This window comes from Candidatus Nitrohelix vancouverensis (genome assembly GCA_015698305.1).
In the GTDB taxonomy this organism is placed as follows: domain Bacteria; phylum Nitrospinota; class Nitrospinia; order Nitrospinales; family VA-1; genus Nitrohelix; species Nitrohelix vancouverensis.
On sequence record CP048620.1, the window covers coordinates 1,611,267 to 1,638,219 of the forward strand.

Here is a 26,953-nt window from a genome sequence, read left to right on the forward strand (position 1 = left end):
GCCTTAGTCTGTTCAGATTAATCAGCGGTCACAAGCCAGCCCATCATTCCCGTTAAGGGGGTGATGGGCTTTTTGTTTGTGGGGCAGAATTGTCGCGCTCGTTACGGGTCGAGAGCGGTCTCCAGGTCAGTGTATAAAGATTTTCTGTTTTATGGAGTTATCCTCATAGAGACGTTCCAGGTTTCCGATAGCGAGGCCGTCAATTTGTCTATATCATTCAGTTTAAATAAAGCATTTTAGAAAAATCCACTTTCCCAAATTCTAGAGCAACCGTCCCCATTCTACCCAAAGCGTCCATTTGTAGATTATAGTTTTAAATAGTCTATCAACCTGAAAAGGAGAAATGCCATGAGCAACTATCCAAGAACATTTTCGCATATTGGAATTTCCGTTCCCAATGTAGAGAAGGCCGTTGAGTTTTATAGCAAGGTTATGGGTTGGTACCTAATTATGAAACCTACTGTTATCAACGAGGAGTCCGACACGCCCATAGGGCAAATGTGCGTTGATGTATTTGGAACAGGTTGGGGTTCATTCAAAATCGCTCATATGTCTACAGGCGATAAAATTGGCATAGAAATGTTCGAGTTTAAAAACAATGAAAAGCCTGAAGATTTCGAATACTGGAAGACAAGTACATTTCATTTTTGTGTTCAAGACCCTGACATCGAGGGACTGGTAGAAAAAATAGTGGCTAATGGCGGTAAGCAGAGAATGCCAATTCGAGAGTATTACCCGGGTAAGAAGCCATACAAGATGGTTTATGTTGAAGACCCCTTTGGTCTCATTTTCGAAGTCTACTCACATAGCTATGAGCTTACTTATTCGCAGGGAGCCTATTGAAAGGGCGCAAAGCGATTTACCATTTATCAAGAATTCCAAAGCTGTTCCACATTGCTGGGAAGGTGGGGAAATATTCAAAATGAAAATTCAGAGTAGAAGCGCTTCGCTCAAATGGGGATTTGGTCGGCTTTTTCTTTGGTCAGCTCGACCGGGGTGAGCCTGTCCTGAACGGGCGCTCCTGATCCGAGAATCACGCAGGCGGCTAAATCGCCGGTGACGTTGACGACCGTTCGGCTCATGTCCAGAACTCGATCCACTCCCATGATCAGCACCAGTCCTTCGGATGAAATGCCGAAGTCTCCGGCGATATTCCCCAGGATCACCAGCCCCACTCCCGGCGTGCCCGGCGCGCCTATGGAGGATGCGACCAGAGTCACTACGATCAAGACAATCTCCGGCAGGGAGAGTTCTCGTCCTGACATTTGAGTGAGGAAAATGATGGCGACGGCCTGGTAGAGCGCGGTGCCCGCCATGTTAACGGTGGCGGCCAGGGGAATGATCAGGCCCGCAATGTTCTCAGGCACTTTCAGTTTTTCTACGGCGGTTTTGATGGAAATCGGCATGACAGCCGCGGTGCTGGAGGTGGAAAATGCCAGTAATTGCGCGCCTGCAATATTTTTTGCGAATGCGATGGGGTTCATCTTGCCGAGAACTGCGACAAGCAGGAGATACATTGCCAGCAGGCAGAGCAGTCCCGCCAGTACGGTGAGGATATACACTCCCATGCCCAGTATTGTGGCCAGTCCTATTTTGGAAATCAATTGAGCCATCAGACCGAATACCGCCCAGGGAGCCAGAAACATGGCCCATTTGACAACCGTCATGGAAACTTCCATGAGCGCTTCCATCAAACTGAGGAATGAAGAAATTTTTTCACGCGGAACGGTGGTGCAGGCGATTCCTATCAGCATGGCAAATACTACGATTCCCAGCATTTCACCCTGGGCCAGGGAGGCGAGCGGTTTTTGCGGAATCAAATCCGCAATGATCTGCGGGGCGCTTCTTCGGGAAGATTCATCTTCGGGAAGGGGAACCTTCTGTTCGCCCGATTCAACGTCTGAAGTATGAAGATTGATATAAGCTCCGGGCTTGATTGCCAATGCCAAAGAAATTCCCAGCGCGGCGGCTAATGTTGTGGTGATGACCACAAAGATTGCGAATTTAAATCCGACGCTTTTTAACTGGTTGCCACCCACCGAATTGTTCAGGCCGATAATGATTGAAGCCAATACTAAAATACTGACAACCATTCCGATCAGGCCGAGAAACAGTTTTCCGGGAAGGGCCAGCCAGTCGCCTGCAATGATTGCTTTTTCTGGAGAAACCAGACCCATATCGGGACCTAAAAGCGCTCCAACGATAATCCCCATCATCAAGCCGATGATGACCTGGAGCCACAACCGGTTTCTGACAAGGGAATCCAGACGACCGGAGAGGTCGCTTAAAAAATCCGATGCCGAATCAACCAGCAATACGGCGCTTCCTTTTGAAGACTTCAGTGGGGAAAAATTAAACATTCAATTTGTGCGTGAAATGAATGGAGTCAAAACAATCATTCAACAAAAGTCGCTGGCATTGAATAATGCAGTTGCGAGATCTTCCACTCGCTGTCCAGGCGCTGAAAAACGGCGGTGAGCCGGGCAAAAACCTTGATCGTTCCATCGGGCGCGGAGATTTTAATGTTGATATCCGCCGAAATCCAGGCGATAGACTCGGCTCCCGACACCATCAAATTTTCATAGTTAAATTCTGAAATATTCTCGGTTAAATCAAAAATCTGTTTGAAACGGGATTTGATGTTTTCAAGTCCAATGTACTTGGAATCAGTTTTCGTGCCGATGATAGTGACGTCGGGTTCGTCAGAAAAAATATCCAACAAGGCATCAGGATCTGCTTTTACATACAAAGCGAGCAGTCTGTCCAAAATCACTTTAATTTCTTTTTCAATCGTCGGATCAACTCTCATTTATAACTCCAGAGGGGAAAATGCGTCCGTTTGTTTTAGAGCCCTGTTCTTCATGGGCCAACGGGGTTTTGAATGCTCGTTATGCGCTCCTTTGCTTCAGAAAAACATGTTCCTTATCTATAAGGTAGTTCCAGCTGGAAAAAATTCCACTCCAATTTCATTTTTCTTAGATATCGTGCCGGGACCAACTCACTCCATATTTTTTGGTTTCTCGTTTTGAGCCCCTTTGGGAATCAGTTGGCTCGGCTGTCTGACGCCTTACTTTTAACTAGCGTATAATGGGCGAGAGAGATCGAATCAAAAATGAGTCCAGTTTCAGGGAGTGATTGCAAAGTGAAAAAATATTTACGGGGAATCGTTGCATGTATCGCATGCGCTGGCCTGTCAGTCGCAAGCCACAGCCTTGCCGGCGAAGCGGCGGTCGGGTCGGGTTCCTCGATAGTCTTGATGTCCGAGGTAGAGTGGGGGCCGCTCAATCCTGCTCGCGGCGACAAGGGGCCAAGGGCGGGCGCTCTTTGGGGCGATCGCAATGCTCCCGGCCCGTCGGGCTTTCTGGTCAGGTTTGTGGACGGTTTTTCGTCGCCCTCGCATATTCACAATGTCTCCTATCGCGGCGTGGTCGTCAGCGGACTCGTTCATAACGATGATCCTGAGGCCGCTGATATGTGGATGTCGAGGGCTTCGTATTGGACGCAACCTGCGGGCGAGGCGCATATCACTGCGGCGAAGGGGAGCGTCAACCTGGCTTATATAGAGATTGAGGAAGGTCCCTACCTTGTTCTGCCCACAGAAAAAGCTTTTGATAACGGCGAAAGGCCGGTCAACCTGGAGGCGAAGAATATCGTGTGGTTGAACGCATCGAACCTTAACTGGATCGATGCGCCGGGAACCTCAGACTCTGCCAATGGACCGAAGCTGGCATTTCTATGGGGCAAGCCGCAAGCCGATGAATTGAATGGATCCTTCATCAAACTTCCAGCAGGATTTACTGGAAGGATGAGTAGCCAGGCTTCGAGTTTCCATGCGGTTGTGATTCAGGGTCAGGCCCGACGCGAGGGGCTGGGCGATGCTGAAACGAGGACGCTGGAGCCGGGCAGTTATTTCGGTTCCAAGGGAACGTCGGAGCATCGCCTGTCGTGCGTAGCGGAAGAGGCTTGCATTATTTATGTGCGGGTGAGCGGCAAGTATGCAGTCATTCCAGCGCTTCAATGATAAAGCGTCACGCTTGAAGCGCTTGCTTGCAAACCTGCATCCGGCTCGAATTTGCTTCTTGCAGGCGTTTAGGAATGAGAGAGGACGCGACGATTCGAGTCGCAGGAGATTCGATCAGGCCCCTCGCTTTCTGGCGCTCGCCTGCGGGATTGCATGTTGATTCCCCCACTTTTCCAGAGCCAGTAAGATCGGGCGGAGGGACTTTCCTTTTTGGGTCAGGCTGTATTCCACCTTCGGCGGAACCTCGGCGTACACCTTGCGCGAAACCAGCCCGTCACTTTCTAATTCCCTGAGTTGTTTGGTCAGCATCCTTTGCGTCACGTTTCCCATGTTGCGTTTGAGCTCGTTGAAACGTTTGACGCCGTCCAGCAGATGATACAAGGCCATGCCTTTCCACTTCCCACCGAACAATTCGAGAGACGCTTCGACGGGGCATGCCCCAGAGCAATCATAGCTTTTAAATCTCATGTTGGGCCCCTATAGTATACTTTATGTGCCTATATCACTTTAATGTGCGTACTTGTCATAATAGTCAGTATATCGTAGTTTGAGTGTATGATCAAACTTTGGCGGCTCAGGCAGGCAACGCCGGGCGTCATTAAACATATTTCTAAAGAGGCAAGTTATGAAAGCAATTGGTTATCAACTTGATGGTGGGGCGAAAAGCGGCGCCTTCGTTGAATTCGAACAGCAGACGCCTCAAGCGAAGGGGCATGATCTGCTGGTGAGGATCGAGGCGGTATCTGTCAACCCCGTTGACTACAAGGTGCGTCAGGGACTCAAAGAAGCGCAGACTCCTCCTGTAATTCTCGGCTGGGACGCCGCCGGAGTGGTTGAGTCCGTCGGCGATAAGGTGAGCCGTTTTAAAATTGGCGACCGCGTTTATTATGCAGGGGATATCACCCGGAGCGGTAGCAACGCTTCCCACCAATTGGTGGAAGAGCATATCGTCGGTCGCATGCCGAAATCGCTGGATTTTGCAGAAGCCGCCGCCTTGCCCCTCACCGGCATCACGGCATGGGAGGCGCTCTTTGATCGTCTTAAAATCGATCCCGATGCGGACAGGGACAAGCAAATTCTAATCATTGGCGGCGCCGGAGGAGTCGGCTCGATTGCGATTCAACTGGCTAAAAAGGTCGCCCATTTGAAAGTCATTGCCACCGCTTCGCGCGAAGAGAGTCGTCAGTGGTGTTTGTCGCTGGGGGCGGATGTTGTGGTCAATCACCGCGAGAACATGCCCGAGCAGTTCAAGCAACAAGGGCTCGCGCAACCTGATTATGTTCTTTGCTTGAATGACACCGACGGTCATTTCAAGGCGATGTCGGAACTGGTGGCTCCGCAGGGAATGATTTGCAGTATCGTCGAAACCGCTCAAGATCACAGTCTGGATGAATTGAAATCAAAGAGCGCGGGATTTGTCTGGGAGTTCATGTTCACGCGGTCCATGTATGCAACTGCCGACAGAGGCAAACAGCATGATTTGTTGAACTCGATCGCCGAGCTTGTTGATGCGGGGGAAATCAAATCAACTCTGAATGAAATTTTTGGAGAACTCTCGGCGGAAAATATTTCGAAGGCTCATCAACAAGTCGAGGCCGGGGCAAGCATCGGTAAAATCGTGTTGACTCAAGGCTGGGAAAAGAAGTGATATTTTTTCAACTTACCGCGTTTCTTGACGTCATGATAGATGAGACGAACGGCGCCGACTCTGGAGCATTTCTATAGCGCTTTCTTGAAGCGAATGGGGATTTGCGGAAACAATAAACTCTGTATCGCTCATGGCCTCATTTCTGACTGCGGTCGATCTTTTTGAAGCCAACGGGAATTTGCGGTGGTTTGGGAAGCCCGACCGTGAGGAGGTATTGCTCGAAGTCGGGATGGTTATAAATGTCGTGAGGGATGGGGTAGATTCGTTTCGGTTGATCGTCCTTGTCTGAATCCTTTATCCCGTACTTTTTTTTCAGTTCCAGCGGGAAGTCTACATTATTCTTGAGCAGGTAATCGAGGATGGCGGGTTCCAGTAAAATATGGGTTGGCAGTAGGGCCAAAGGATGCCCCGTCTCGGTTTTGGCTTGCTCGGTTTGATTCTTTTCTTCTCTGACCGGCGTTGCGTGTTGGGGGCGCTCGTCTTGCGTTGATTGCGGGGGAGTCGCCTGTTTTGTTCTGGCTTGTTTTTGGGGAACGGGGCTGGGAGCATCGCCTCCGTTACCCATGATTTTGACATAACTCTTGCCCGCTTCGTTGGACCAGACTTCAATTTTGTTGAAGTCGCGCAACAGCGTTGATACCAGCTCCCGCCAGTTTGCTTTTTTCATATTCAGGGAGAGCCGGGGAAAAACCATGCCTTTGGGGATGTCAAAGCGAATTCCGCTTTGGCGCTGAATCTCTCCCAGAATATCGAGCATGGGAACCTGTTGCGCCTCAAGACGAACGCCGTCTTTTTCTTCTATCAGGGAGAGAGAAGGCGCTTGAGCTTTCGCCGGAGAAACGAGGCAGAGTATCAGGAGTAGAGAAACAAAGAGTCGCATGCTGGATATCTAGAGACCATGAGTGAAACGCTTTCGTTCGAGTTTGCTCCCTGAGAGGGGGATGCGTCAAGTCAATTGAGTCAGAGAAACAAGCGGGTCGGGAAACTCCCAACCCGCTTGTGCGTTTGAATCCATGTCTGCAAATCAATTTGGCGAAGAAAAACTGCCTCCCACCCAGTTTCTTATTCCTGTGGCTGATCTGCCTGAGCCACCGCTGACGCTGGAGTAGTGGCCGACAGCATAATTATTTACGCCACCGCTGACGCTGGAGTAATTGCCGGAGGCCAAATTGCTCACGCCACCGCTGATGCTGGAGTAGTCTCCAGGGAGAGAGTTCCCTGATCCACCGCTGGCGCTGGAGTATGAGCCGTCGGCTTGATTAGAATTGCCGCCACTGACGCTGGAGTAGTCTCCAGCGGCGCTATTGTAAGAGCCGCCACTGACGATGGCATAGAGGCCGGAAGCTTGATTTCGTTGGCCGCCGCTGATGCTGGAGTAATTGCCGTAAGCAAAATTGCTCGCGCCACCGCTGACGATGGAGTAATCGCCGGGGGCAAGATTTCTCTCGCCGCCGCTGACGTTGGAGGCGTAGCCGGAGGCTTCGTTGTATCGTCCGGCAGTGACGCTGGCGTAGCCTTGACTGGCCGAATTTTCAGTTCCGGCGACGATGCCTCCAAAGCTGGAGTAATTGTTGCCTGTGCCTACGATCAGGTAATGCGATCCTGTTTTATTGGAAGAGAAAGATAAGCTGTCTTCGTTGTAACCGATGAAGAGGTTTCCAGTTCCATTGACGGTTCCGCCTGTCTGCCCGGAACCGCTGACCACTTGCAGGTTCATGCCGGTGAAGAGCAGACGGTCAAATCCCCTGGCATCCGTATCCCGCGTTACGCCGGAAAAACGGTTCCGCAATTCGCTGATGTCGGCCGTGATCTGAGTGGTGTCTGCATTGCCCGGAGGACCTTGAGGTCCAACGGGACCTTGCGCGCCATCGAGACCCGCCAGTCCTTGCAGACCGGTATCGCCTTTCGGTCCTTGCGGTCCGGTCAGACCTATCGGTCCCTGTGGCCCGGCGGGACCTTGCGCGCCATCGAGACCCGCCAGTCCTTGCAGACCGGTATCGCCTTTCGGTCCTTGCGGTCCGGTCAGACCTATCGGTCCCTGTGGCCCGGCGGGACCTTGCGCGCCATCGAGACCCGCCAGTCCTTGCAGACCGGTATCGCCTTTCGGTCCTTGCGGTCCGGTCAGACCTATCGGTCCCTGTGGCCCGGCGGGACCTTGCGCGCCATCGAGACCCGCCAGTCCCTGCAGACCGGTATCGCCCTTCGGTCCTTGCGGACCGGTCAGACCCATCGGGCCTTGCGGTCCGGCGGGACCTTGTGCGCCATCGAGACCCGCCAGTCCCTGCAGACCGGTATCGCCTTTCGGGCCTTGAGGGCCGGGAGTCAATTGAATGTTAGTGATTTGCGATTGCAAGGAGGCAATCTGCTGTTCCATATTTTGTATGATAGTCCACAGGCGACGTTTTGAAATTTTGTCATCGTCGTCATCGTCTTTATTCTTTTTTTTGCTGATCTTGTTTTTACCTTTTTTATCAGAATCATCGTCGTCCGCTAATGCGGCAGAAGCGCATGTCAGGGACAGTAAAAAAATGACCGCAACTAAAAGACCTGTGCAGGTTCGATTCAGGTTCATGCAGTTTCTCCTTGATGAAGGGATCGTTTCATATGAATTTATAAATGATCCGATGGACCATTCCTTATGGATTAATGTTGTAATTGCAGAGAGATAATATAATCACGTTCCATCTGCTCAATCGGTGAGAATATTACTGACAATCCGGGGAAAGTCAAAGCATAATATGGTGTTCCTTTTTTCAGGAAAACATCAATTTAATATCAATGATTTAACCGGGTAGTTGGTGCGAAATATTTTGTTTGGATGAGGGGATTTGTTTTGCGAATCGCTGGCGTTTGAGCAAGGATTTTAGGGGAGCGCGGCTGTGAATGGCCCCAATTCTCGTCAGGGAGAGGGGTCTGCTGATAAGCTGTTGCTATGGAATAGAAAAGTGAAACCTTGCCGAATACGACTCGCCATTCCTGCCGACTTTGAAACCTGCGCGCTGATTTTCACCCGGGCCTGGAACTGCTCGCTACCCGAAAAACCGAAACAAGTGACGGTGGATGACATCATCTTGTTGACTGAAGGCGAACTGGTTCACGTGGCTGAACGCGGTGGAAAGGTGGCGGGCTTTATTTCAGTCTGGGAACCGGAAAGCTTCATTCACCATTTGTATGTTGATCCCGAATTTTGGGGAATGGGGATCGGGACGGAGTTGGTCGATTTTATGGCTTCGTTGACCAGGGGACGTCCTTTGGGCTTGAAGTGCAAAGTCGGAAATAAGTTGGCGATGGCTTTTTACCGGGCGCGGGGTTTTGTAGAAACAGACGAGCGAGGCGAAGACGAATACGGCCCCTGGGCGCGCTTGCTTCGAGTATCGAACCCTGAGCGACAACCGATGCGTTCACTTAAGCCATACGATTAAAATATTGTTAGAATTTCCCATGTCATGATATTACTTAGGGCGAATCGAATTCCTAAACAGGAGTGAACTCAATGAATACGGTTGCAAGAAAAGTATTACTGTTTGGAGGCGGGGGAGTTCTGTTTTTTACGCTGGCCCTGTTTGGAATGTTTTCCGTTCAATCGCCGCAAAAATTGTCGTTACCGCCTTTTTCAGAGTGGACGGTGTATTCCGGCGTTACGGTTAAAGCGAATGGGGATTGGGAAATTGTCGTTGATGGCACGGACGCTCCGTATTTATATCAAATTCAAAGCCCCCCTATCGATGTCGAATTCTTCCAAAATGTCTATCAGTTTTCGCTTCCCATAGAGGTGATGCAAGGAAAGGTGGCTGTGGGCGTACTCAATGAGGGCAAAGAGACTTGGTTGAACGCTCCAAAATTACTGAGCCATTATTCCGTTAAAACGATGTTCAACCGTCAGGTGAGCGTTGTGGTGGCAAATGATGACCCGGGCCCAAGCAATCCCAGTCGTTTCACGGTTAGAATCCCCAGATAAGTCCAGGATAAGACGAGTTCAGATATTGAGTCAGCGAAACTCAGCGGCGAGTTTTCCTGTGATTCTCGGTTTTTCAATCATGGGATAATAATCTCTCAATAAGAAGGAAGCGGGCGTATCTCCCGCCTTGATCCTGACTGCCAGCTTTCCCCATCCTTCTGTGTTCGAGCAATTCAGGATGCGATATTTATAAAGATCATCGCGTTTCATCTCGATACCGCTGTTTTTGCAAGTGGAGCCGTCGGGAAAGACCACTTCAGTTTTAAGCTCTCCCCTGCCAAGATCTGCAAAAATTCCTATTTTTAATTCTGGAGCATAGTAGGTGTAGGAAGGGTTCAACTCTATGGTTTCGCCGGGGTTCAATTTTATGAGCAGTCCGAAATCGCTATGGCTTACATCTGTCGGCGGTTTGTCAAAACCTGGTATTTTTCTGAAGCCCGGGCGCATGTTCTCGGTTTTACGGAACAACCTCCTGTAACCCTCTTCCATTTGTCTGGCCCACTTTTTGACATGACCCGGACTGAATTGGTCGTGAGAGGTAGCGTGAATCAGCATATGAGCCATATTTGCGGCGAAGGGGTGGTCCGGAAATTTATCGAGCGCCTTATCGAACACGATTGGCCATTCCGGGTCGCCCAGAGTGTACGCGTATGCCGGGTAATAGGGATTGTCTGGAGCTTTTTTTATGGCGTGGCGAAAGTATGCAACTTTTAACGCGTCGGCTTTCTTTCGGTATTCATCAAATGTTTCATTTGGAATGCCGCGCGGTCTCCAGTGTTCTGGCAGGCTGGTGTCGTATCTCCAAATCGACCATAGATGCAAGCTCCACGCGCCAAAGAGTTCAACCGATCCAGGCTCATTATTTCCCAGCGTTCTTATGGTCTCTATCTGCGATCGTAGCCATTCCGGATTGGCTATGTCAGGGGTCGTTTTATGTGTATGGAGCAAGTAATACCAGATACGAAATACAGGATCTTCTTTTTTGGATTCCTTGATGAAATAGGGAGTGGATACCAACAAGGAGACAATGATCGCGCTTGCGGCGACAAAACCCGTACGGGAAAATTCCGGAGCTCGAAAGCACGCCAGCTTGTTTCGATTGCGCAGGAGAAATCCAAGCAAGCCGGGTATCAGCAGAATCAAAAAAAGCATTCCCGGAATATAATACCGCCCATGCTGATGGATCATAAACAGAGAGGAACTGATTCCAAAATATTCATAAAAGGCAATCGCCATAGGCGGCATGCAGACCACCCAACTGAATGGAAAGGCAAGTAGGTATAGCGAGAGGGAAAGCACCAGAGCGAGCCCAAAGTAGAACAAGGGGAGGTAAGGGTTCAGGCCGCCTTTGGGAAGGTCCGACATTTCGTTGTTCAATTGATCCTGGAAACGCACCAAGGCGTACATTCGCTTCCACAGACCTTCAAAATAATCTCCCGGTCTGTTTTGGGCGATATCAACCATAGAGTCCTTGCCGAACTGGCTGATCGTTTGATGATTGATCAGACTCCATGCATGCGTTTTCAGGTATTGATCGTATTCGTACGAACGATAATGTCCGAAATCGCTATGGATCATTCCATAATGGTTGTAGCGTTCGCCGATGCCTGAAAACAATCCAATATAGGCAAGCCCCGTATTTTTAACGGCGTTCACTGCGCTGATGGGTTTGTATAGGTTTTCTCCATAGGCAGTGAATGAGTGTGTGGCGATGCTCAAACAAAGCCCTGCGAACAGGGCTCTGACGACCAGGAGTTTGTTTAATTTAAAAATGCCGATTAATAACAGTAAAGCCAGAACCAGCGTTGCGTTCATTTTATGGTGAACGGGTAGAATAAACAGGTAGGCCAGGGTGTGGATTCCAAAGAGTATTCCTAAAGAAGCCTCTATCATCACCCGCTTGTATTTCTTGAGAGAATTGAACCACGAATTGGGGTTGAATAAAATCTGCCCCAATAACATGGTGAGCGCCCCGTACAGGGTGATATGGAATAGCTGAGTTTTGTACAGGAATGCGAACGAAACCAGACCTAGTAATGTAGAGGCTGATAAATTGCGAACGACCAGAAAAACAAAGACAGGGCTTATGAAAAGTATGACAAGTAAAATCAAGCCGATGTGAACGTGACTGAAATTTGTTTCTGAAAGAATCCATGCGACCGGGATGACTTGCGAAGCCCATCTGATAACGTAAGTCGTGTTCGTTGTGAATTCCCATTCGCCATCGCACTGCGTGGTAAAATAAAAATTTCTGATTTCTTCGTTGGCGGATGCGACATAATTGAAAATGGCTGACCAGCCATACATTTGTTCGCCGAACTGCGCTTTTATTTGTTCCTTTTTCTGATTCAGCGACTGGTTGAGTTTGGTCTTCAGTCCAGGAATTGAAGAGCAGGATTCGACTCCCCGATTGTGAATATAGCTGTAGATCCAATCGCTATCGCCACTATGTCCATAATTTAAAATGGGAGATGTGAGTTGGTAGAGCTTGTCCAGATTGGGTTTTATGGAGTCTGTTTGTAGATTGAATAGAATAAAAACCGAAGCCAGTAGCGCTGTAATCCAATGCCGGTCTATCGCCAGAAGCCATCGGATGAGTGTTTTGGTGGGTGAAGAAACGTGCTTTGTTGGCGGGTTTGTCGGTTCGTTTTCAGCGGGTCCGTCTGGGTCTTGTGTCAAGGAAGTCATTCTAATTATCGTGAGAAGAGCGGACGCGAGAACAGGGAATAAAGGCTTGCATTATAATCGATTAACAGGGGCTTAACTAGTAATTTTTAATTTTCAGGACGGTTGCGGTGGCCTGGATTTTCGGCATTTCGGGGCCCTTCCCTTTAGCTGGGGTGAATTTGTTTTGCACATTCGGGCATAGAAAGAATTACTTTTTTAATTCCATCGCAGTCTCTTTAAAAAAGTGGTTTGAAGTCCGAGGATGTTGTAAAATGCCTCAAGGTTGATCGGGCTGACCGATTGAGGACTGTCCATCAGGTTGGCTGAATCGGCCCTTGAAACATTTCAATGATTGCGCGCATCCCGGTTCATCTTGTAATCCCTGTGAATTATTTCCTCAATTAAATGCATCGAAACGCCGATTATATAACAAGGGTCGGGTTGTGTGCCGGGCCGGTTACGTTAAAAATTCAATTTTCACCGAACAAAGGACCCGTGGCGACTCAATGATTGTCAGCATGACCCCCTTCAGAATATCGTTTTTTGGCGGAGGAACCGACTACCCCACCTGGTACAAACTCAATGGGGGATCAGTCATCTCTACCACAATCAACAAGTATTGCTATATCACCTGCCGTTATCTGCCTCCATTTTTTAACCACCGTCATCGCGTGGTTTATTCCAGAATTGAAAATGTGATGGACGCGTCGGAAATTCAGCACCCGTCTGTGCGAGCGGTTATGAAATGGTTGAATTGGCAAAAAGGGATCGAGATTCATCATGACGGCGACCTGCCGGCTCGCTCCGGTCTGGGGTCGAGTTCTTCGTTTACGGTGGGACTGTTCAACGCCCTGTCTGCCCTTGAAGGCCGATTGATTTCGAATCGTGAACTGGCGGCGCAGGCGATTCATATTGAACAGGAAGTTATTCGGGAGAATGTGGGGTCTCAAGACCAGATTGCGGCGGCGTTTGGCGGCTTCAACAAGATTGATTTCAAGAGGGATGGTTCGTTTGATGTGACTCCCATCATTTTGCCTCAAGATAAAAAAGTGGCTTTGGAAAATAATTTGATGTTGTTTTTTACAGGCCTGTCGCGCAATGCGTCGGATATTGCAAAGTCGAAAATTGCGAATATGGAAAATCGGTTTGAAGAGCTGGATCGGATCCGGCGCATGGTCGATCAGGCCGCCGATATTTTGCAAAACTCCAGCGACATGGCAACCGATTTTGGTCGCCTTCTGGATGAAGGGTGGCAATACAAGAAACAGCTTTCAGATCAGGTTTCGACGCCTGAGATTGACGAGATTTATGAGGCCGCAAAGAGCGCGGGAGCCGTTGGCGGTAAGCTGATGGGCGCGGGCGGAGGCGGCTTCATGGTTTTTGTCGTTAAGCCGGAATTTCAGGAAAGGGTTCGCGAGCGTTTGAAACATTTGATTTATGTTCCTTTTCAATTTGAAAGCTCTGGCAGTAAAATAGTGCTGTATCAGCCCAACGGTCTGGGCTGATGACCACTGAGTGTCCACCGTTCGGCAATATTGCATTTGACGGTTCGCTTTGAAAATTCCCTCTCCAGTATACGTTGCCGGACATAAGGGTCTGATAGGCTCCGCCTTTTTGAGAAGGTTGCGGCGGGAATCCAGCGTTGATGTGCTCACCGCAGATCACTCGGAACTCGAACTCACGGATGCTTCAGCGGTTCGTGAATTTTTTGAACGCCACCGACCCCAAACGGTTATTTTAGCCGCAGGTCGAGTGGGAGGGATTATCGCAAACCGAGACTCCCCGGCGGATTTCATTACCGACAACTTGTCCATTCAATTGAATGTGTTGCGTTCGGCCCACCGGGTTGGCGTTCAAAAATTAATTCTGCTGGGTTCTTCTTGCATGTATCCCCGGGAATGCCCGCAACCGATGCATGAAGGGCAATTGTTAACGGGTCATCCCGAACCGACGAGCCTGCCCTATGCCATCGCAAAACTGGGCGGCGTGTACATGTGCATGGCCTACAATCAGCAGTTTGGCGGGCGTCGTTTCATTCCGGTGATTCCTAACAACGCGTACGGGCCGAATGATAATTTTGATCCCGATACGTCGCATGTTCTTTCCGCCTTGATTCGAAAATTTTTTGATGCCAAAATGCGCGGGGATAAGGTGGTCAGTCTTTGGGGCACCGGCAGTCCGCGCCGGGAATTTATTCATGTTGATGATATTGCCGATGCCTGCCTGTTTTTGCTGGAAAACGACGACCCTGACCTTGAAGTTCCCGTAAATATTGGATCGGGCAAAGATATTTCGATCAGCGAGTTGGCCCAGTTGATTGCTGAAATTGTTGAGTACGAAGGTCGTGTGGAGTGGGATGATTCAAAACCCGACGGCGCTCCAAGAAAATTACTGGACAGTTCAAGGATCAAATCCCTTGGCTGGAACCCCGCCGTTCCCTTTCGAGAAGGTGTGCGATCTACCTATGAATGGTTCCGAAATAATTCCCACCAGGAATGAGTTATGATCAAATTTAAATATGAAGGCAAAGGTTTTCAGGGGAGACCTTCTGAAAATTTGCCGTATTCGCAAGATCAGGTTCTGAGTATGCTTCGCTCGATGTTGCGTGTTCGTTTGCTTGAAGAGAAAATCGAGACGATTTATCACCTGGATGAGATGAAAACGCCGGTTCATCTGGTCATCGGACAGGAAGCGATTTCCACGGGTTGCTGTGAGGCTTTGCGCCCTGAAGATCATGTGTATGGAACCTATCGAACGCACGGCAACTACATCGCAAAAGGCGGGGATCTGAAGAAGATGCTGTCGGAGTTGTATTGTCGCGCAGACGGTTGCGTGGGGTCTAAAGGAGGCTCCATGCATTTGCTGGACAAGGATGCGGGCTTCATGGGCTGTTCCGCAATTGTCAGCGGTATTCTTCCCATTGCGACCGGCGCGGCCCTTTCGGCCAAAATGTTAAAACAGGATCGCGTTACCGTGGTTTTTTTCGGAGAGGCGGGAACAGAAGAAGGCGTTTTGTGGGAAAGTTTCAATTTCGCGGCGCTTAAAAAACTCCCAATCATTTATATATGCGAAAACAATTTTTATGCGGTTTGCTCGCCTTTGGAAAACAGACAACCTCCAGGCGTTGATATCTATAAAAAAGCGGAGAGCTTTGGGATCAAGAGTCGTTTGGTGGATGGAACCAACGTGCTGGATGTGTACGACGCGGTTCGAGACGCCTCCGATCACGTTCGCAACGGAGAGGGGCCGTACTTTATTGAAGCGCGAGCCTACCGCTGGCGCGGTCACGGCGGCGTAGGGGATGACAGCGCTTCAGGGTATCGCGATCCCAAGGAAGTCGAGGCCTGGAAAAAATATTGTCCTATTGAAACTTTTTACAATTATCTGGGGAAATGCGGTATGGTTGACTCCCAGTTGCGCAAAGAGATGACGCGACAACTGACAGAAGAGATTGAAGCCGCCTTCGAGCATGGTTTGAAAAGTCCCAATCCCGTTAAGGAAGATCTGGCGACGTTTGTATACTGTGATTAAGTAAATGGTTCGACCCTGCGCAACGAGCAGGTCTGCATTTCCCTCAATACAATCAAAATACAATAAAAAGGGTACCTGGATAATGCCTTGGGCAGAAAAACTGATTTCATCCAAAGCCGTTTCTCAGAATTTTAATGGGGAAGGGCGGGCGCTGACTTACACCGAAGCGCTCAACGAAGCGTTGCGTACGGCCATGGAAATAGATCCCAAGGTTTTTGTGATGGGGCAAGGCGTCGACGACCCCAAGGGTATGTTCGGGGTAACCACCGGATTGAATCAGGAATTTGGCGGGGAGCGGGTGTTCGATACGCCTTTGGCGGAAGAATCCATGATGGGCATTGGTCTGGGCGCCGCCATGAACGGGATGAGACCTGTGTATATGCACAATCGTCCCGATTTTTTATTGCTCGCGTTCAACCAGCTCGTCAACCATGCGTCCAAGACCCATTACATGGATAATGGCCTGACGCGAGCGCCGATGGTGATATGGGCCGCCGTGGCCCGTGGTTGGGGTTCTGGATCTCAGCATTCGCAAGCGATACAAGGCATGTTGTTAAGCGTTCCCGGATTGAAAATCGTGATGCCCAGCACGCCATACGACGCCAAGGGCTTGATGCTCGCTTCCATCGCAGACAATAATCCGGTATTGATTTTTGAACATCGCTGGCTGATGAAGCAACAAGGCGCTGTGCCGGAAGAATTTTATACGGTCCCGCTTGGCAAAGGCGTGTATCGGACACGCGGCGAGCATTTGACCATTGTCGGCACCTCGCATACTCTGATTCAATCCATGGAAGCCATGGAACTTTTGAAGAAAGAAGGGGTCAGCGCCGATGTGATTGATCTGAGAACGATCAAGCCGCTGGATGAGGAAATTATTTTGGAGTCGGTGAAGAAAACCGGTCGCCTGTTGGTCGTGGATACCGGATGGGCCATGGGAGGGGTTTGCGCTGAAATAGGTTGTCTCGTGGCGGAGAAGGGATTTAAAGATTTGAAAGCTCCCGTGCGTCGCATTGGTTTGCCGGACATTCCCCACCCTGCTGGATACACTCTCGAACAATTTTACTATCCCAACACAGAAACGATTGCGCAGACCATTCGCGAACTGGTCGCATTTCAATGATCGAAACGAATCAACGTATGAAGTATGAACTGGCGGAAAGCAGTTGGGGGCCGGAAGAGATTCAGGCGATCCAAAGGGTGATCGATAGCGACCGTTATACGATGGGCGACAATGTCGCGCGTTTTGAAAAAGCCTTTGCTGAAAAATTCGGGATGCGCTACGGCCTGATGGTCAGTTCGGGGTCTACGGCGAATCTTGTGGGCGTGGCGTCGCTGTTTTACAAAAAGAATCGTCCCCTGCAACGCGGCGACGAAGTCATCGTGCCCTCTATATCCTGGGCGACAACCTTTTACCCGTTAATGCAATACGGCTTGAAACTCAGGTTTCTGGACGTCGAGCTGGACACGCTCAATATGGATGTGTCGAAGCTGGAAGAAGCTCTCACTCCTCGAACCCGGATGGTTGTGGCGGTGAGTATCCTGGGCAATCCCTGCGCCTTGGATACGATGCGCGCGTTTTGCGATAAACACGATTTGATTTTGTTCGAGGACAATTGCGAATCGATGGGGGCGGAGCTGAACGGCAAGGCCTGCGGGACTTTTGGCGAGGTCTGTACCTTCAGCACCTTTTTCTCTCACCACATCTCGACGATGGAGGGCGGAGTGATCCTGACGGACGATGAGGAAATTTATCATCTGGCCCGATCTCTCAGAGCGCATGGCTGGACTCGCGATCTGCCTCCAGACTCCCAGATATTTGACCGTACTGAAGACGATTTTTTTGAGGCCTACCGTTTTATATTGCCCGGATACAATGCCCGACCGCTTGAATTGAGCGGAGCCGTTGGCTTGGAACAACTGCCCAAGCTGGATGCAATGGTCGATGCGCGACGTCGCAATGGAGATCATTTCGTTCGACTGTTTGGAAAAGACGATCGATTCATTATCCAGAAGGAAAATGGACTCAGTTCATGGTTTGCTTTTACCTTGATCCTGAACCCTGAATTGTCCATACAGCGCAAAGACATCACCGCGGGTTTGAGGGATGCGGACATTGGTTTCAGAATCATTACCGGCGGCAATTTTCTCCGCCACGATGTCATAAAATATTTTGATTATGATTGTGTCGGCGAGATAAAAAATGCGGACATCGCCCACGACAGAGGTTTCTTTGTGGGTAACTTCCCCAGAGATATATCTTCAGAACTCAATTATTTTCATAGGGTGATCAACCAACTTCTTTCCTAGCGAGTTCAGATGGAAGCTGTGATTCTTGCGGGAGGACTGGGAACCCGACTTCGCGCAACCGTAAAGGATGTGCCAAAACCCATGGCCCCTGTCAGAGATCGTCCTTTTCTTGAAATTCTTCTTGATTATTGGTTGGCGCAGGGAGTCTCCCGCTTTATTCTCTCGGTAGGCTATAAAAAAGAGGTGATACAGGAGCATTTTGGCTCCAGTTACCGAAATATTCCGGTGGATTATGCGGTGGAATCGACGCCGCTCGGTACCGGCGGCGGGCTTCTTCTCGCTCTGGATCAATTGAAGAGTCGGGAAACTTTTCTTGCCTTGAACGGCGATACGTTTTTTGGAGTGAATCTGGACGCCTTTGCAAACTTTCATCGCGAGAGTCAAGCGCAGGTTTCGCTGGCTTTGTTCAAGGCCCCTCCCGCTGGTCGGTATAACGGCGTTGGATTGGGTGACGACCGTTCCATCCGGTCATTTGGCAACCGATCCGAAGGACAGGCGGGTGGTCACATTAATGGCGGAGTTTATCTGATCCATCCGCAGGCCTTTGCAACTGTCAGGAAGCGAGCGGGCGAAAAAATTTCTCTTGAAGACGAAGTCTTTCCCGCATTGGTCGATAGCGGAGTCGATTTCAGAGGCTATGTCGCAGACGCCCGGTTTATTGACATTGGCATGCCGGAAGATTATAAACTTGCGCAGAATTTTTTTTAATCAAACAGGTCTAAGGAGTCGTTTTGGGTTTTAAAATTTTAATTACCGGAGGGGCTGGGTACCTTGGCTCAACGTTGACGCCGTCGTTGTTGGAGGCGGGGCATGACGTCACCGTTTTGGATAATTTCCTTTACGGTCAGGCCAGCTTGAATCACGTATGCCATCACCCTGCATTTCATGTGGTGAAAGGAGATGTGCGGGTCGAAAGCACAATCAGCCCTCTATTGAAACAGGCCGACGTGGTGATACCCCTTGCCGCGCTGGTGGGCGCGCCCATTTGCTCCGCCGACCCTGTTGGCGCGCAAACGGTGAATCACGACGCCATAACGCTGATGTTGAAGCATATGAGTCCGGCGCAACGTCTGTTGATGCCCACCACGAACAGCGCTTACGGAACGGGCGACGAGGATAATTTTTGCGACGAGAATTCTCCCTTGCGTCCTATTTCCAAATACGCAAAGGACAAGGTGGAGATTGAAAAAATCATCATGGATCGAGAGAACTCCATCAGCTTTCGCCTGGCGACGGTGTTTGGCATGTCGCCAAGAATGAGAATCGATCTTTTGGTGAACGATTTTACATATCGCGCCGTTCATGATCGATTTGTGATATTATTCGAAAGCTCTTTTAAGAGGAATTTCATTCACGTGAAAGATATTACGCGGGTGTTTCATCATGGAATCAATAATTTTGAAACCATGCGCGGTGAAATTTTCAACGTGGGTCTTTCAGATGCGAATTTGTCCAAGGAAGAGTTGTGCAAGGCCATAAAAAGCCGCATTCCTGAATTCCTCTATATGGAAGCGCCTCTGGGTAAGGACCCCGACCAGAGAAATTATATTGTATCCAACGCAAAAATTGAAAAGACAGGGTTTCACCCTGCACACTCTTTGGACGACGGCATCGTGGAGCTGATTAAAGGTTATACGATGTTAAAAAATACCAGATACGGAAACGTGTAAACGAAAAGTGCGAATTTGCAAGGTCGGACTCGTTTGACCACGCCCACCCCCCCACATAAATTTTTGAGGAAGCTATGGGAGACAAGCTAACCACCACCCTTTTTGTGCCGGCTTTAAATGAGGTGGATGGTCTGAAAGCCATCATGCCCAAAATTGATCCCAGCTGGTTCGATCAGATCATTATTGCAGATGGCAATTCACAGGACGGGTCGGTGGAGTATGCTGAATCTCAGGGCTATGAGGTCATGGTGCAATCTCAAAAAGGGATACGCCATGCTTACATCGAAGGATTTCCCATGATTCGGGGAGATATTGTGGTGACCTTCAGTCCAGATGGCAATTGCATTCCCGAGCACATTCCGGCTCTTATCGAAAAGATCAAAGAGGGATATGACATGGTTGTCGCTTCAAGATACAAGGACGAAGCAAAAAGCGACGACGATGATATTGTGACGGGTTTCGGCAATTACATGTTCAATTTCATTATCAAATTATTGCATGGCTATCCTTATACCGACTGTATGGGGATTTTTAGAGCATACAGGACCAATGTGTTTTATGAGTTGGGATTGGATAAAGAGGAGTCTTACTGGCAGGAACAACTGTATGCCACGAAAATCGGCATTGAGCCGCTCTTGTCAATTCGCGCCGCAAAAATGAAAATGAAGATCGGAGAGATTCCTGCGGACGAGCCGCCCAGGATATTTGGCGAACGTAAACTCCAGATTTTTCGCTGGGGAGCGTCCTACCTCACTCAGATGATAACTGAGTTCTTTTCCCGTAAATATCGTCGTAAATGATCGATTTGTGTCCTCCCCCCTTTTTAAGGTCCCGGGGCGTTGTCTGGTCCGTGAAGGATGTTAAAAGTTCACTGATTTGTTGTTCCCGGGAAGAAAAGCCTCATAACTTGAGCAAACTTTTAAAGTTTGCCCCTCAGCGTTCCGAAAAGAAATAAGAGTAGGGCTTGGCGGCTTTGCGTGTGTATTTTTTCAGATCGGGATCTTTGTGTTTTTCAGGCAGATGAATAATATGAATCCGCTTGACATATAGAGAGGCAAAGATAAAATAAATAAGGGATTTTTCCTTTGATTCTCTTTTGGAACCATCTTCCAGCTTTATTTTCTTCACAATCCCACTAGGTAGTACGGGAGATAGCCGCCATTCTTGAAAACAGTATACATTTATAAAAATTATTCATCCCTGTCATGATGTGGTTGCGGATGATTTGTTGACCTAAAGGATATCATTTAATGTCCAACACGAAAAAACCAAACATTCTTTTGCTTTACCCAAAAACGGGTTTTGATTTTGGTTCGACGGTTGCCCCTCCGCATGCCTTGCTGACAATAGCCGCTCCGGCTCTTGAGGCAGGATACGAAGTTACAATTCTGGATCAGAGAACCCGGTCTATTAGCGAAAGCGTCTTGGAAGATCTGATATCCGACGATCTGATATGCATTGGTATATCGACGATGACGGGCACTCAGATTCGTCATGCACTGCACCTTGCTGGGATGTGCCGCAAAATAACGAACGGCAAGGTTCCTTTGGTTTGGGGCGGTTGTCATCCAGCGGTCATGCCAGAGCAAACCGCCGTGCATGAGATGGTTGATATCGTTGTGAGAGGAGAAGGCGACGAAACATTTCTAGAGCTTGTCAAAGCTCTGGATAGTAAAGAAGATATTCGTCAAATCAAGGGACTGACGTATCAGGATGGCGGTGAGATGATCAACACGCCCGAACGCCCTTTGATGGATGTTGAAGACTTGCTCCCGACTCCGTGGCATTTGGTCAATGTAGAAGATTACATCCACCGGGATATGTATGTGAAGAATCGATATCGGGTTTTGGACTTGGGGCAGACCAGCCGTGGATGCCCGTTCGATTGCGGTTTCTGTAGCAGCGCTGAAATTCGGGAAAGAAAATGGCGGGCGATTTCTGCCGACAAAAGCGTGGATATGATCACCGAATCGGTTCGCAAATTCAATCTGGATGGGTTTTGGTTGCGAGACGATGAGTTCTATATCAACAGAAAACGCGCCTCAAGAATATTCGAAGGCATGGTTCGCAATGAATTGGACGTTTCGTTTTATACATCTGGCGCTCGCGCGGATGTATTTATGAAATCTACTGATGAGGATGTCCGACTTCTCAAGCGGGCAGGCGCGCACACCTTGAAATTTGGCGCTGAATCGGGTTCCCAGCGTATTCTGGACCTGATGCAAAAAGGTATTTCCGTTGAGCAGACAATCGAAGCGAATGAGCGTTGCAAAAAATTTGATATCAGCCCGGCTTTCGGGCTGATGGTTGGATACCCGACTGAGACCTTTGAGGATATCAACAAGACGATTGACCTTGGTTTTCTGTTGAAACGAAATAACCCCACGGCAGAACTGGAAACGATGGCGACTTACACAGCCCTCCCCGGAACTCCAGATTGGCACCTTGCTAAAGAGCATGGCTTGAAAGAGCCGGGTAGTCTCGAAGAATGGTCGGATTGGGTTTTTGACGATTATGATCTGAAAGGAGAAATCATTCCCTGGTTCAATCGTGAAGAAAGAATCTATGTGGGTAATATTTCTTACATGAGCATTCTTGCAAATGCGTTAGAGAATGTCATGGGGAGCCTTGGCAACAGACAAATGAGATACGTTGCGCAAAAAGCGGCTAAGATGGTTAGTTTTTACTACTCCAACAAGCTGGAAAATAAGATGTACCGTTTCGCTCCGGAATTGTCGCTGGTTCGAAAATTGCGTCATGAATTATTTTATAACAGTGATTTCACTCTATCTTGATAAGCTAACCTATCCCTGGTTCAAAAATCATGCAGAAGTTCTTCAATAAGCTGTGGCTTACACTGGGTTCTTTGTTGGTCATCCTCTCAGCGGGAACGCTTATTATTGTCGTTTATATCGCCAAATTTTTAAACAAAGCCTTGCCTAACAAGTTTAAGGATAAATTGTTTTTGAATTCGAAAGCCCATCCTTTGCCTCCGGCTATGGAAAAGAACTGAGCGGTTTTTAACTTCCGTTGAGTTCTGAAAATCCAGCTGATTTTAAGGAGACCTCCCTCCTGAAAGTCTTGGGATGAAAAAACAAAAATCTGAACTCCCTCCTGATTTCATTATTCATCAGCGCAGGACCGTCTGCGAAAACAGCAAATTCAACGTCTATTTTGATCATGTCGAAAGCGGATCTGTATTTGAGATACGCGATTTCCTGGTCGTATCCCCCAAGGTAAAACTGGACAATCTTGTGACGGGTTGCGCCGTCTTGCCGGTTGTTGGCGATCAATTTGCTCTATTAAAGATTTTCAGACATCCGGTCCGAGAGTATTCATGGGAGATTCCGCGTGGATTTGTTGAATCGGTGGAGTCGATGAATGCATCCGCGTTGCGGGAACTCAAGGAAGAAACCGGGCTGGTTTGCGATGAAAAAAAACTCATCCCTATGGGGCAAATAACGCCAGAGGCGGGAATCCTTGAAGCCAGGATTCAATTGTTTGCGGCGCTGGATTGTTACGAGGATCGCCCTTTTCAGCCAAACGAAATGGGACATCGTGAAATGAAGCTGTTTTCAAAAACCGAGATCGAGGAGATGGCGCAAAATTCGATCATTCAAGACCCCGCGACTCTCATCACCTATTATCGCTATTTGCAGAATAAGTAAAGCAAGGCCTTGTTCTGCCAAGTTTTTATACGAAATTGATTCCTTCCGGCATTTTGGTCTGGTTGTCGCCCAGTCCAAAGCTGTCTACCTGTTCCTGAGTCAGCGCAGTCGCTTCCGACCAATCCGCCCCCTGGATCATGATGTCGCTTAAATTCGCCGATTCAAAATTCGAATTCTTGCAAACGCTCTTTTGCATATACGCTCCATCCAGATTGGCATGTGAAAAATTAGCGTTTTCAAGGTCGCATTTTTGAAGGTCGGCGTCTTCCAGATTGGTTGCCGAGAAATTTGCATCCTTGAAGTTGGATTCTTTCAAAACGGCGCCCTGCAGATTGGAGCCCTGAAAATCGATGCCCGCCAGGTTTTTGCCCCGAAGATTTGCCTTGATCAGTTTGGAGTTGGATAATTGGGCGGGTTGACCCTTTTGCTGACCCGACGTCACCCATTGTTCATGTTGTTCGATGATAGCGTTCAATTCATCTTCTGAGACTTCTCTCAAGTCTGCATTCTCTCCCATGTATCAATACCCCTGAATATAGTAATTAATTTAGTTTTGTTTTCCACCCGCGGTTGGGTTTGTGTGAATGCGGATTCATTTGAGTTGCTGTAATCCGTACAAACCGTACAGAGTGCGAACCACTATAACATCACTCTGTATTAGGGGAGTGTCTATTATAAAAGTTCCCAGATTAATTTCCCATAGTTTCTTTCCAGTTTTGGCGTCGATTTTCATGAGCCAGGTTCCGGATCCTGTATACAACGCCCCATCCTTGAAGAGGGGGCGCGCCTTCATTGCTCCGCGCCCCTGGAGTCGCCATAGCAGTTTTCCTGTATTGAGATCTGCGGCAGAAATGATTTCATCCCATGAGACGGCATAAAGCACGCCTCCGGCTATTGCGATTCCCTCAAAGATTTCCATTTGAGTATCTATGGTTTGAATGAGTTTTCCATCATTCAAGTCGAGTTGATAGATAACGCCTTTTTTGTCAGCGTAAACGACAGTGTTTTCGTAGATCACCGGAGTGGCGTGAGCATTGGAGCGGCCTTTGAATTTCCACTTTAGGTTCCATGTGTTTTTATCAAACGCCAGAAAAAGGCCATCGTGCATAGTTGGTACGAATACAGAATCTACTGTTTGGGCAATTCCGCCTAATGATGATTGCTTGTTGTTGTATAACAAGACCGGTTGATCCGCCGCCGTATCATCCATCAAATCCTTGGGGATTTGCTGGGCTGTAAATTGATAGTCGGTTCTCCAGACATGCGTCGAGTGGTAAATGTTTTGATCGTCCACAATGAAGGGGGAGTAAATGTGATACTTCAAAGGCCCTTCGTTAATTGTTTCCAGAGTGTCTGCATTGATTGTGCGAACCCTCTGGTGACCCTTGGGGTCCAGCTCGGCGATAACTAATTTATCCTTCTTGAGTTGGAAATAGCCTGCGATGCATCCGGGTCCTTTTCGGTAAGGTATATTCTTTTCGATCACGCCCGTGTCGGGGTTGACCACGGCCAGATCAAGATAACGATTGAACAAGATGTTTGCGCCGAAGGGAACGAGGTGGCCATCCGAATAAGGTTGGGTTCCAGCGGGAATGTGCATTCGCCATTTGATCTGAATGGAATCGTTATAGTCGTTTCCTGTGAAAATTCTTTTCAAACGATCTTGTTGATTCAGAAGCTGAGGATTTTTACTCCCATAGCTGTAGGGGTCATACCCTTTTATTCCGAGGAGCAACACGATGCAAACCAGCACGCTCGTAGTCAGGGTCAAGATTTGGATGGATTTAGAATGAGGGCTTTCAAGAGGCTTCCTCTGGTTTGCGTGTCCTTCGCTCTTGAATAACAGCTTGCTGTAAAAGGACCGGAGGATTTTAAATAAAGACGACAGGCCGAGCGTGATAACAATGGTGAATGACAGGTAAATGTAGATAAAGTACCCAACACCGCTACCCGCCGCTCCTATCAATACCAATGCATAGATGACAGGAGCGAGAACAAATATCATCAACCGTCTATCGCCAAGAACTGCAAATGGCAGGAATAGTAAGCTGAAACTCATTAAGGCCCATAAATACTGGATGTGGTCGGGTTTGATAAAATCCAGAACGCGTTCCTGAATTTTTTGACAACTACCGGGGCGTACCTGACTGGGAAGAGAGAATGCGTTCAGGGGCAGTCTGTTCTTCCAGGCGGTGAAAAATTCTATGGGGTGCGTCGCCACATAACCCGCAAGAAACTTTTGCATTTCAGGATAGTTTGATTGCGCTTGCGGGCGAGCAGAATCATTCAGGAAATACCCGAGCCGGGAGACATGGCAGTCGTCGAACATGATGCCCAGTGAATTATCAGGATTTCCTGCGCCAAAGTTGGTGATGGGAACGATAGACATTTGGCTCCCGTCGTATAGAGCAAATTTCTGATGCTGGTGATAATTGTTGCTCATGATCAGAACGGGTATGAAATAGGTGATTGCAAAGGCGATGAGGGTCTTCTTTAAAGACCGTTTGTTGATGCCCATGCATAGAAATACGAGGGTCAGAAATAGAATCGGGACGAGTTTAAGGTCGTTTCGCCACAGAAGGGCGCAGGTTCCGAGCAGACCGAACAGCATTAAGGTTTTCCATCCCTGGTCCTCGAATGCGAGACGATAGGATAGAATGAAAAAACCTATGAAAATTGGAAAGAATAAAGAGGTGTGCACGTTCCCGGATAGATATGTGAATACCAATTCGGGATCCAGAGATAAAAATGCAAATGCGATGAGCGGAAAAAAATGGACTCCGGGAAGCTGGTTCTTTATGAAAATATGTATGAGGAAAAAGTAAAGGGCGATGTTCGCGCCGGTGACGATAACAAACTGGACAATTCGGTATGCCACTTCCGTATAAAAGGGGTCTTCAAGGGAATATCCGAAGATTCTCAGAAATCGAAAAATGAGAGAGTAAAAGACCGGTCGGCCCGGCGCGTAATTGTAAAATGGTATCAGAGGGTTTTCTGCGGGTTCGGCGCGGGGCATGTCAAATATGGTCCATGCATTATTGCAGTATGAAAAGCCGGGGCGATAAACGTGCGAGACGACCCAGTAGGCTTCATAGAAGCTGAGAGCCAGGATCGTATAAAAACAGAAACGATAAAACCGGGGATGGTTTTTTTCCTCTATCAAGTCTTCTCGACGGTCTGGCATCATGGCGGCAAACAGGCAGATTGGCCCCAAAAGCAACGTTAGCAGTGCAAAGCAAAGAAGGCATAACCAAGCGAGTTTTGTCCAGCCGTTCAATTCCCACTGTTTGCCCGACGATTGCATGTCCGAGAGTTTGTCGCCGCCTGTAACTGAAACCGCAATTTCTCTTAAATCATTTGCGTTTCTACCTTCTATGACGAGATGAAATTCATCGTAAAACCACGCAAATGTTTCAAGTTTGAAATTCTCCCGCCCTTTTTTACTGTCTGGGTTCCACACAAAATGCGAAGCCAATAGGG

At 48.6% G+C, this 26,953-nt stretch carries 23 protein-coding genes; 15 read left to right on the forward strand and 8 right to left on the reverse strand.

The features are described from left to right. The first annotated feature begins 348 nt into the window (after positions 1 to 348). Positions 349 to 843, forward strand: a complete 495-nt coding sequence (locus G3M78_07595; protein QPJ65257.1) for a lactoylglutathione lyase family protein — start codon at positions 349 to 351, stop codon at positions 841 to 843. A gap of 107 nt (positions 844 to 950) precedes the next feature. Here the strand turns inward: G3M78_07595 and G3M78_07600 are convergent, their stop codons facing one another. Continuing rightward, on the reverse strand, positions 951 to 2,360 hold the full coding sequence (locus tag G3M78_07600) for a dicarboxylate/amino acid:cation symporter (GenBank protein ID QPJ65258.1): 1,410 nt from the start codon (positions 2,358 to 2,360) through the stop codon (positions 951 to 953). A 35-nt stretch (positions 2,361 to 2,395) separates the two neighbouring features. Beyond that, the gene (locus tag G3M78_07605; GenBank protein QPJ65259.1) at positions 2,396 to 2,809 is read right to left on the reverse strand and encodes a nuclear transport factor 2 family protein; all 414 of its coding nucleotides are present in this window, start codon (positions 2,807 to 2,809) and stop codon (positions 2,396 to 2,398) included. A gap of 447 nt (positions 2,810 to 3,256) precedes the next feature. On the opposite strand from G3M78_07605, the gene G3M78_07610 reads away from it, so the two are divergent. After that, entirely contained in the window at positions 3,257 to 4,021 is a 765-nt protein-coding gene (locus G3M78_07610) for a DUF4437 domain-containing protein (GenBank protein ID QPJ66802.1), read from the forward strand. 114 nt (positions 4,022 to 4,135) lie between these two features. On the opposite strand, the gene G3M78_07615 is transcribed toward G3M78_07610, so the two are convergent. Further along, positions 4,136 to 4,489, reverse strand: coding sequence for a helix-turn-helix transcriptional regulator (locus G3M78_07615; protein ID QPJ65260.1), 354 nt, complete (start codon positions 4,487 to 4,489; stop codon positions 4,136 to 4,138). Between the two features lie 157 nt (positions 4,490 to 4,646). Between G3M78_07615 and G3M78_07620 the strand changes: the two genes are divergently transcribed. After that, the gene (locus G3M78_07620) at positions 4,647 to 5,669 is read left to right on the forward strand and encodes a zinc-binding alcohol dehydrogenase family protein (protein ID QPJ65261.1); all 1,023 of its coding nucleotides are present in this window, start codon (positions 4,647 to 4,649) and stop codon (positions 5,667 to 5,669) included. 136 nt (positions 5,670 to 5,805) lie between these two features. Here G3M78_07620 and G3M78_07625 read toward each other — a convergent pair whose 3' ends face one another. Both G3M78_07625 and G3M78_07630 read right to left on the reverse strand, forming a co-directional pair. Then, entirely contained in the window at positions 5,806 to 6,549 is a 744-nt protein-coding gene (locus G3M78_07625; protein QPJ65262.1) for a hypothetical protein, read from the reverse strand. Positions 6,550 to 6,693: 144 nt separating this feature from the next. Further along, entirely contained in the window at positions 6,694 to 8,241 is a 1,548-nt protein-coding gene (locus tag G3M78_07630) for a hypothetical protein (GenBank protein QPJ65263.1), read from the reverse strand. A 373-nt stretch (positions 8,242 to 8,614) separates the two neighbouring features. Between G3M78_07630 and G3M78_07635 the strand changes: the two genes are divergently transcribed. After that, positions 8,615 to 9,091 carry a GNAT family N-acetyltransferase gene (locus G3M78_07635; GenBank protein QPJ65264.1) on the forward strand — a complete coding sequence of 159 codons (477 nt, stop codon included), beginning with the start codon at positions 8,615 to 8,617 and terminating at the stop codon, positions 9,089 to 9,091. A gap of 71 nt (positions 9,092 to 9,162) precedes the next feature. Continuing rightward, complete coding sequence (locus tag G3M78_07640) at positions 9,163 to 9,627, forward strand: hypothetical protein (GenBank protein QPJ65265.1); 465 nt, start codon at positions 9,163 to 9,165, stop codon at positions 9,625 to 9,627. A gap of 30 nt (positions 9,628 to 9,657) precedes the next feature. Here G3M78_07640 and G3M78_07645 read toward each other — a convergent pair whose 3' ends face one another. Then, positions 9,658 to 12,315, reverse strand: a complete 2,658-nt coding sequence (locus G3M78_07645; protein ID QPJ65266.1) for a hypothetical protein — start codon at positions 12,313 to 12,315, stop codon at positions 9,658 to 9,660. A gap of 485 nt (positions 12,316 to 12,800) precedes the next feature. Here G3M78_07645 and G3M78_07650 point away from each other — a divergent pair, with 485 nt between their 5' ends. From G3M78_07650 to G3M78_07695, 10 genes are all read left to right on the forward strand, one after another. After that, the gene (locus tag G3M78_07650; GenBank protein QPJ65267.1) at positions 12,801 to 13,799 is read left to right on the forward strand and encodes a kinase; all 999 of its coding nucleotides are present in this window, start codon (positions 12,801 to 12,803) and stop codon (positions 13,797 to 13,799) included. Between the two features lie 49 nt (positions 13,800 to 13,848). Next, complete coding sequence (locus tag G3M78_07655; GenBank protein QPJ65268.1) at positions 13,849 to 14,793, forward strand: GDP-L-fucose synthase; 945 nt, start codon at positions 13,849 to 13,851, stop codon at positions 14,791 to 14,793. A 3-nt stretch (positions 14,794 to 14,796) separates the two neighbouring features. Beyond that, positions 14,797 to 15,825, forward strand: coding sequence for a thiamine pyrophosphate-dependent dehydrogenase E1 component subunit alpha (locus G3M78_07660; protein ID QPJ65269.1), 1,029 nt, complete (start codon positions 14,797 to 14,799; stop codon positions 15,823 to 15,825). Positions 15,826 to 15,907: 82 nt separating this feature from the next. Next, entirely contained in the window at positions 15,908 to 16,948 is a 1,041-nt protein-coding gene (locus tag G3M78_07665; GenBank protein QPJ65270.1) for an alpha-ketoacid dehydrogenase subunit beta, read from the forward strand. Between the two features lie 17 nt (positions 16,949 to 16,965). After that, the gene (locus tag G3M78_07670; GenBank protein QPJ66803.1) at positions 16,966 to 18,135 is read left to right on the forward strand and encodes a DegT/DnrJ/EryC1/StrS family aminotransferase; all 1,170 of its coding nucleotides are present in this window, start codon (positions 16,966 to 16,968) and stop codon (positions 18,133 to 18,135) included. Positions 18,136 to 18,144: 9 nt separating this feature from the next. Then, on the forward strand, positions 18,145 to 18,843 hold the full coding sequence (locus G3M78_07675) for an NTP transferase domain-containing protein (GenBank protein ID QPJ65271.1): 699 nt from the start codon (positions 18,145 to 18,147) through the stop codon (positions 18,841 to 18,843). 23 nt (positions 18,844 to 18,866) lie between these two features. Then, positions 18,867 to 19,805: an SDR family oxidoreductase gene (locus G3M78_07680; GenBank protein ID QPJ65272.1), complete on the forward strand. Its 939-nt coding sequence runs from the start codon at positions 18,867 to 18,869 to the stop codon at positions 19,803 to 19,805. Between the two features lie 74 nt (positions 19,806 to 19,879). Then, complete coding sequence (locus G3M78_07685; protein QPJ65273.1) at positions 19,880 to 20,605, forward strand: glycosyltransferase; 726 nt, start codon at positions 19,880 to 19,882, stop codon at positions 20,603 to 20,605. Positions 20,606 to 21,055: 450 nt separating this feature from the next. Continuing rightward, positions 21,056 to 22,600 (forward strand): B12-binding domain-containing radical SAM protein, encoded by a 1,545-nt coding sequence (locus tag G3M78_07690; GenBank protein ID QPJ65274.1) that lies wholly within the window; start codon positions 21,056 to 21,058, stop codon positions 22,598 to 22,600. Between the two features lie 291 nt (positions 22,601 to 22,891). After that, positions 22,892 to 23,473 (forward strand): NUDIX hydrolase, encoded by a 582-nt coding sequence (locus tag G3M78_07695; GenBank protein QPJ65275.1) that lies wholly within the window; start codon positions 22,892 to 22,894, stop codon positions 23,471 to 23,473. 25 nt (positions 23,474 to 23,498) lie between these two features. Here G3M78_07695 and G3M78_07700 read toward each other — a convergent pair whose 3' ends face one another. Next, positions 23,499 to 23,990 carry a pentapeptide repeat-containing protein gene (locus G3M78_07700; GenBank protein QPJ65276.1) on the reverse strand — a complete coding sequence of 164 codons (492 nt, stop codon included), beginning with the start codon at positions 23,988 to 23,990 and terminating at the stop codon, positions 23,499 to 23,501. A gap of 75 nt (positions 23,991 to 24,065) precedes the next feature. Beyond that, positions 24,066 to 26,948 (reverse strand): PQQ-like beta-propeller repeat protein, encoded by a 2,883-nt coding sequence (locus tag G3M78_07705; GenBank protein QPJ65277.1) that lies wholly within the window; start codon positions 26,946 to 26,948, stop codon positions 24,066 to 24,068. Positions 26,949 to 26,953 lie beyond the last annotated feature (5 nt).

Bases quoted from the DNA above. Each gene is read 5' to 3' on its own strand.
- G3M78_07620 (QPJ65261.1), top strand. From the start codon at position 4,647: ATGAAAGCAATTGGTTATCAACTTGATGGTGGGGCGAAAAGCGGCGCC.
- G3M78_07665 (QPJ65270.1), top strand. From the start codon at position 15,908: ATGCCTTGGGCAGAAAAACTGATTTCATCCAAAGCCGTTTCTCAGAAT.
- G3M78_07605 (QPJ65259.1), bottom strand. From the start codon at position 2,809: ATGAGAGTTGATCCGACGATTGAAAAAGAAATTAAAGTGATTTTGGAC.
- G3M78_07630 (QPJ65263.1), bottom strand. From the start codon at position 8,241: ATGAACCTGAATCGAACCTGCACAGGTCTTTTAGTTGCGGTCATTTTT.
- G3M78_07645 (QPJ65266.1), bottom strand. From the start codon at position 12,315: ATGACTTCCTTGACACAAGACCCAGACGGACCCGCTGAAAACGAACCG.
- G3M78_07650 (QPJ65267.1), top strand. From the start codon at position 12,801: ATGATTGTCAGCATGACCCCCTTCAGAATATCGTTTTTTGGCGGAGGA.
- G3M78_07700 (QPJ65276.1), bottom strand. From the start codon at position 23,990: ATGGGAGAGAATGCAGACTTGAGAGAAGTCTCAGAAGATGAATTGAAC.
- G3M78_07600 (QPJ65258.1), bottom strand. From the start codon at position 2,360: ATGTTTAATTTTTCCCCACTGAAGTCTTCAAAAGGAAGCGCCGTATTG.
- G3M78_07615 (QPJ65260.1), bottom strand. From the start codon at position 4,489: ATGAGATTTAAAAGCTATGATTGCTCTGGGGCATGCCCCGTCGAAGCG.
- G3M78_07660 (QPJ65269.1), top strand. From the start codon at position 14,797: ATGATCAAATTTAAATATGAAGGCAAAGGTTTTCAGGGGAGACCTTCT.
- G3M78_07690 (QPJ65274.1), top strand. From the start codon at position 21,056: ATGTCCAACACGAAAAAACCAAACATTCTTTTGCTTTACCCAAAAACG.
- G3M78_07675 (QPJ65271.1), top strand. From the start codon at position 18,145: ATGGAAGCTGTGATTCTTGCGGGAGGACTGGGAACCCGACTTCGCGCA.
- G3M78_07610 (QPJ66802.1), top strand. From the start codon at position 3,257: ATGTCCGAGGTAGAGTGGGGGCCGCTCAATCCTGCTCGCGGCGACAAG.
- G3M78_07625 (QPJ65262.1), bottom strand. From the start codon at position 6,549: ATGCGACTCTTTGTTTCTCTACTCCTGATACTCTGCCTCGTTTCTCCG.
- G3M78_07640 (QPJ65265.1), top strand. From the start codon at position 9,163: ATGAATACGGTTGCAAGAAAAGTATTACTGTTTGGAGGCGGGGGAGTT.
- G3M78_07595 (QPJ65257.1), top strand. From the start codon at position 349: ATGAGCAACTATCCAAGAACATTTTCGCATATTGGAATTTCCGTTCCC.
- G3M78_07685 (QPJ65273.1), top strand. From the start codon at position 19,880: ATGGGAGACAAGCTAACCACCACCCTTTTTGTGCCGGCTTTAAATGAG.
- G3M78_07695 (QPJ65275.1), top strand. From the start codon at position 22,892: ATGAAAAAACAAAAATCTGAACTCCCTCCTGATTTCATTATTCATCAG.
- G3M78_07670 (QPJ66803.1), top strand. From the start codon at position 16,966: ATGAAGTATGAACTGGCGGAAAGCAGTTGGGGGCCGGAAGAGATTCAG.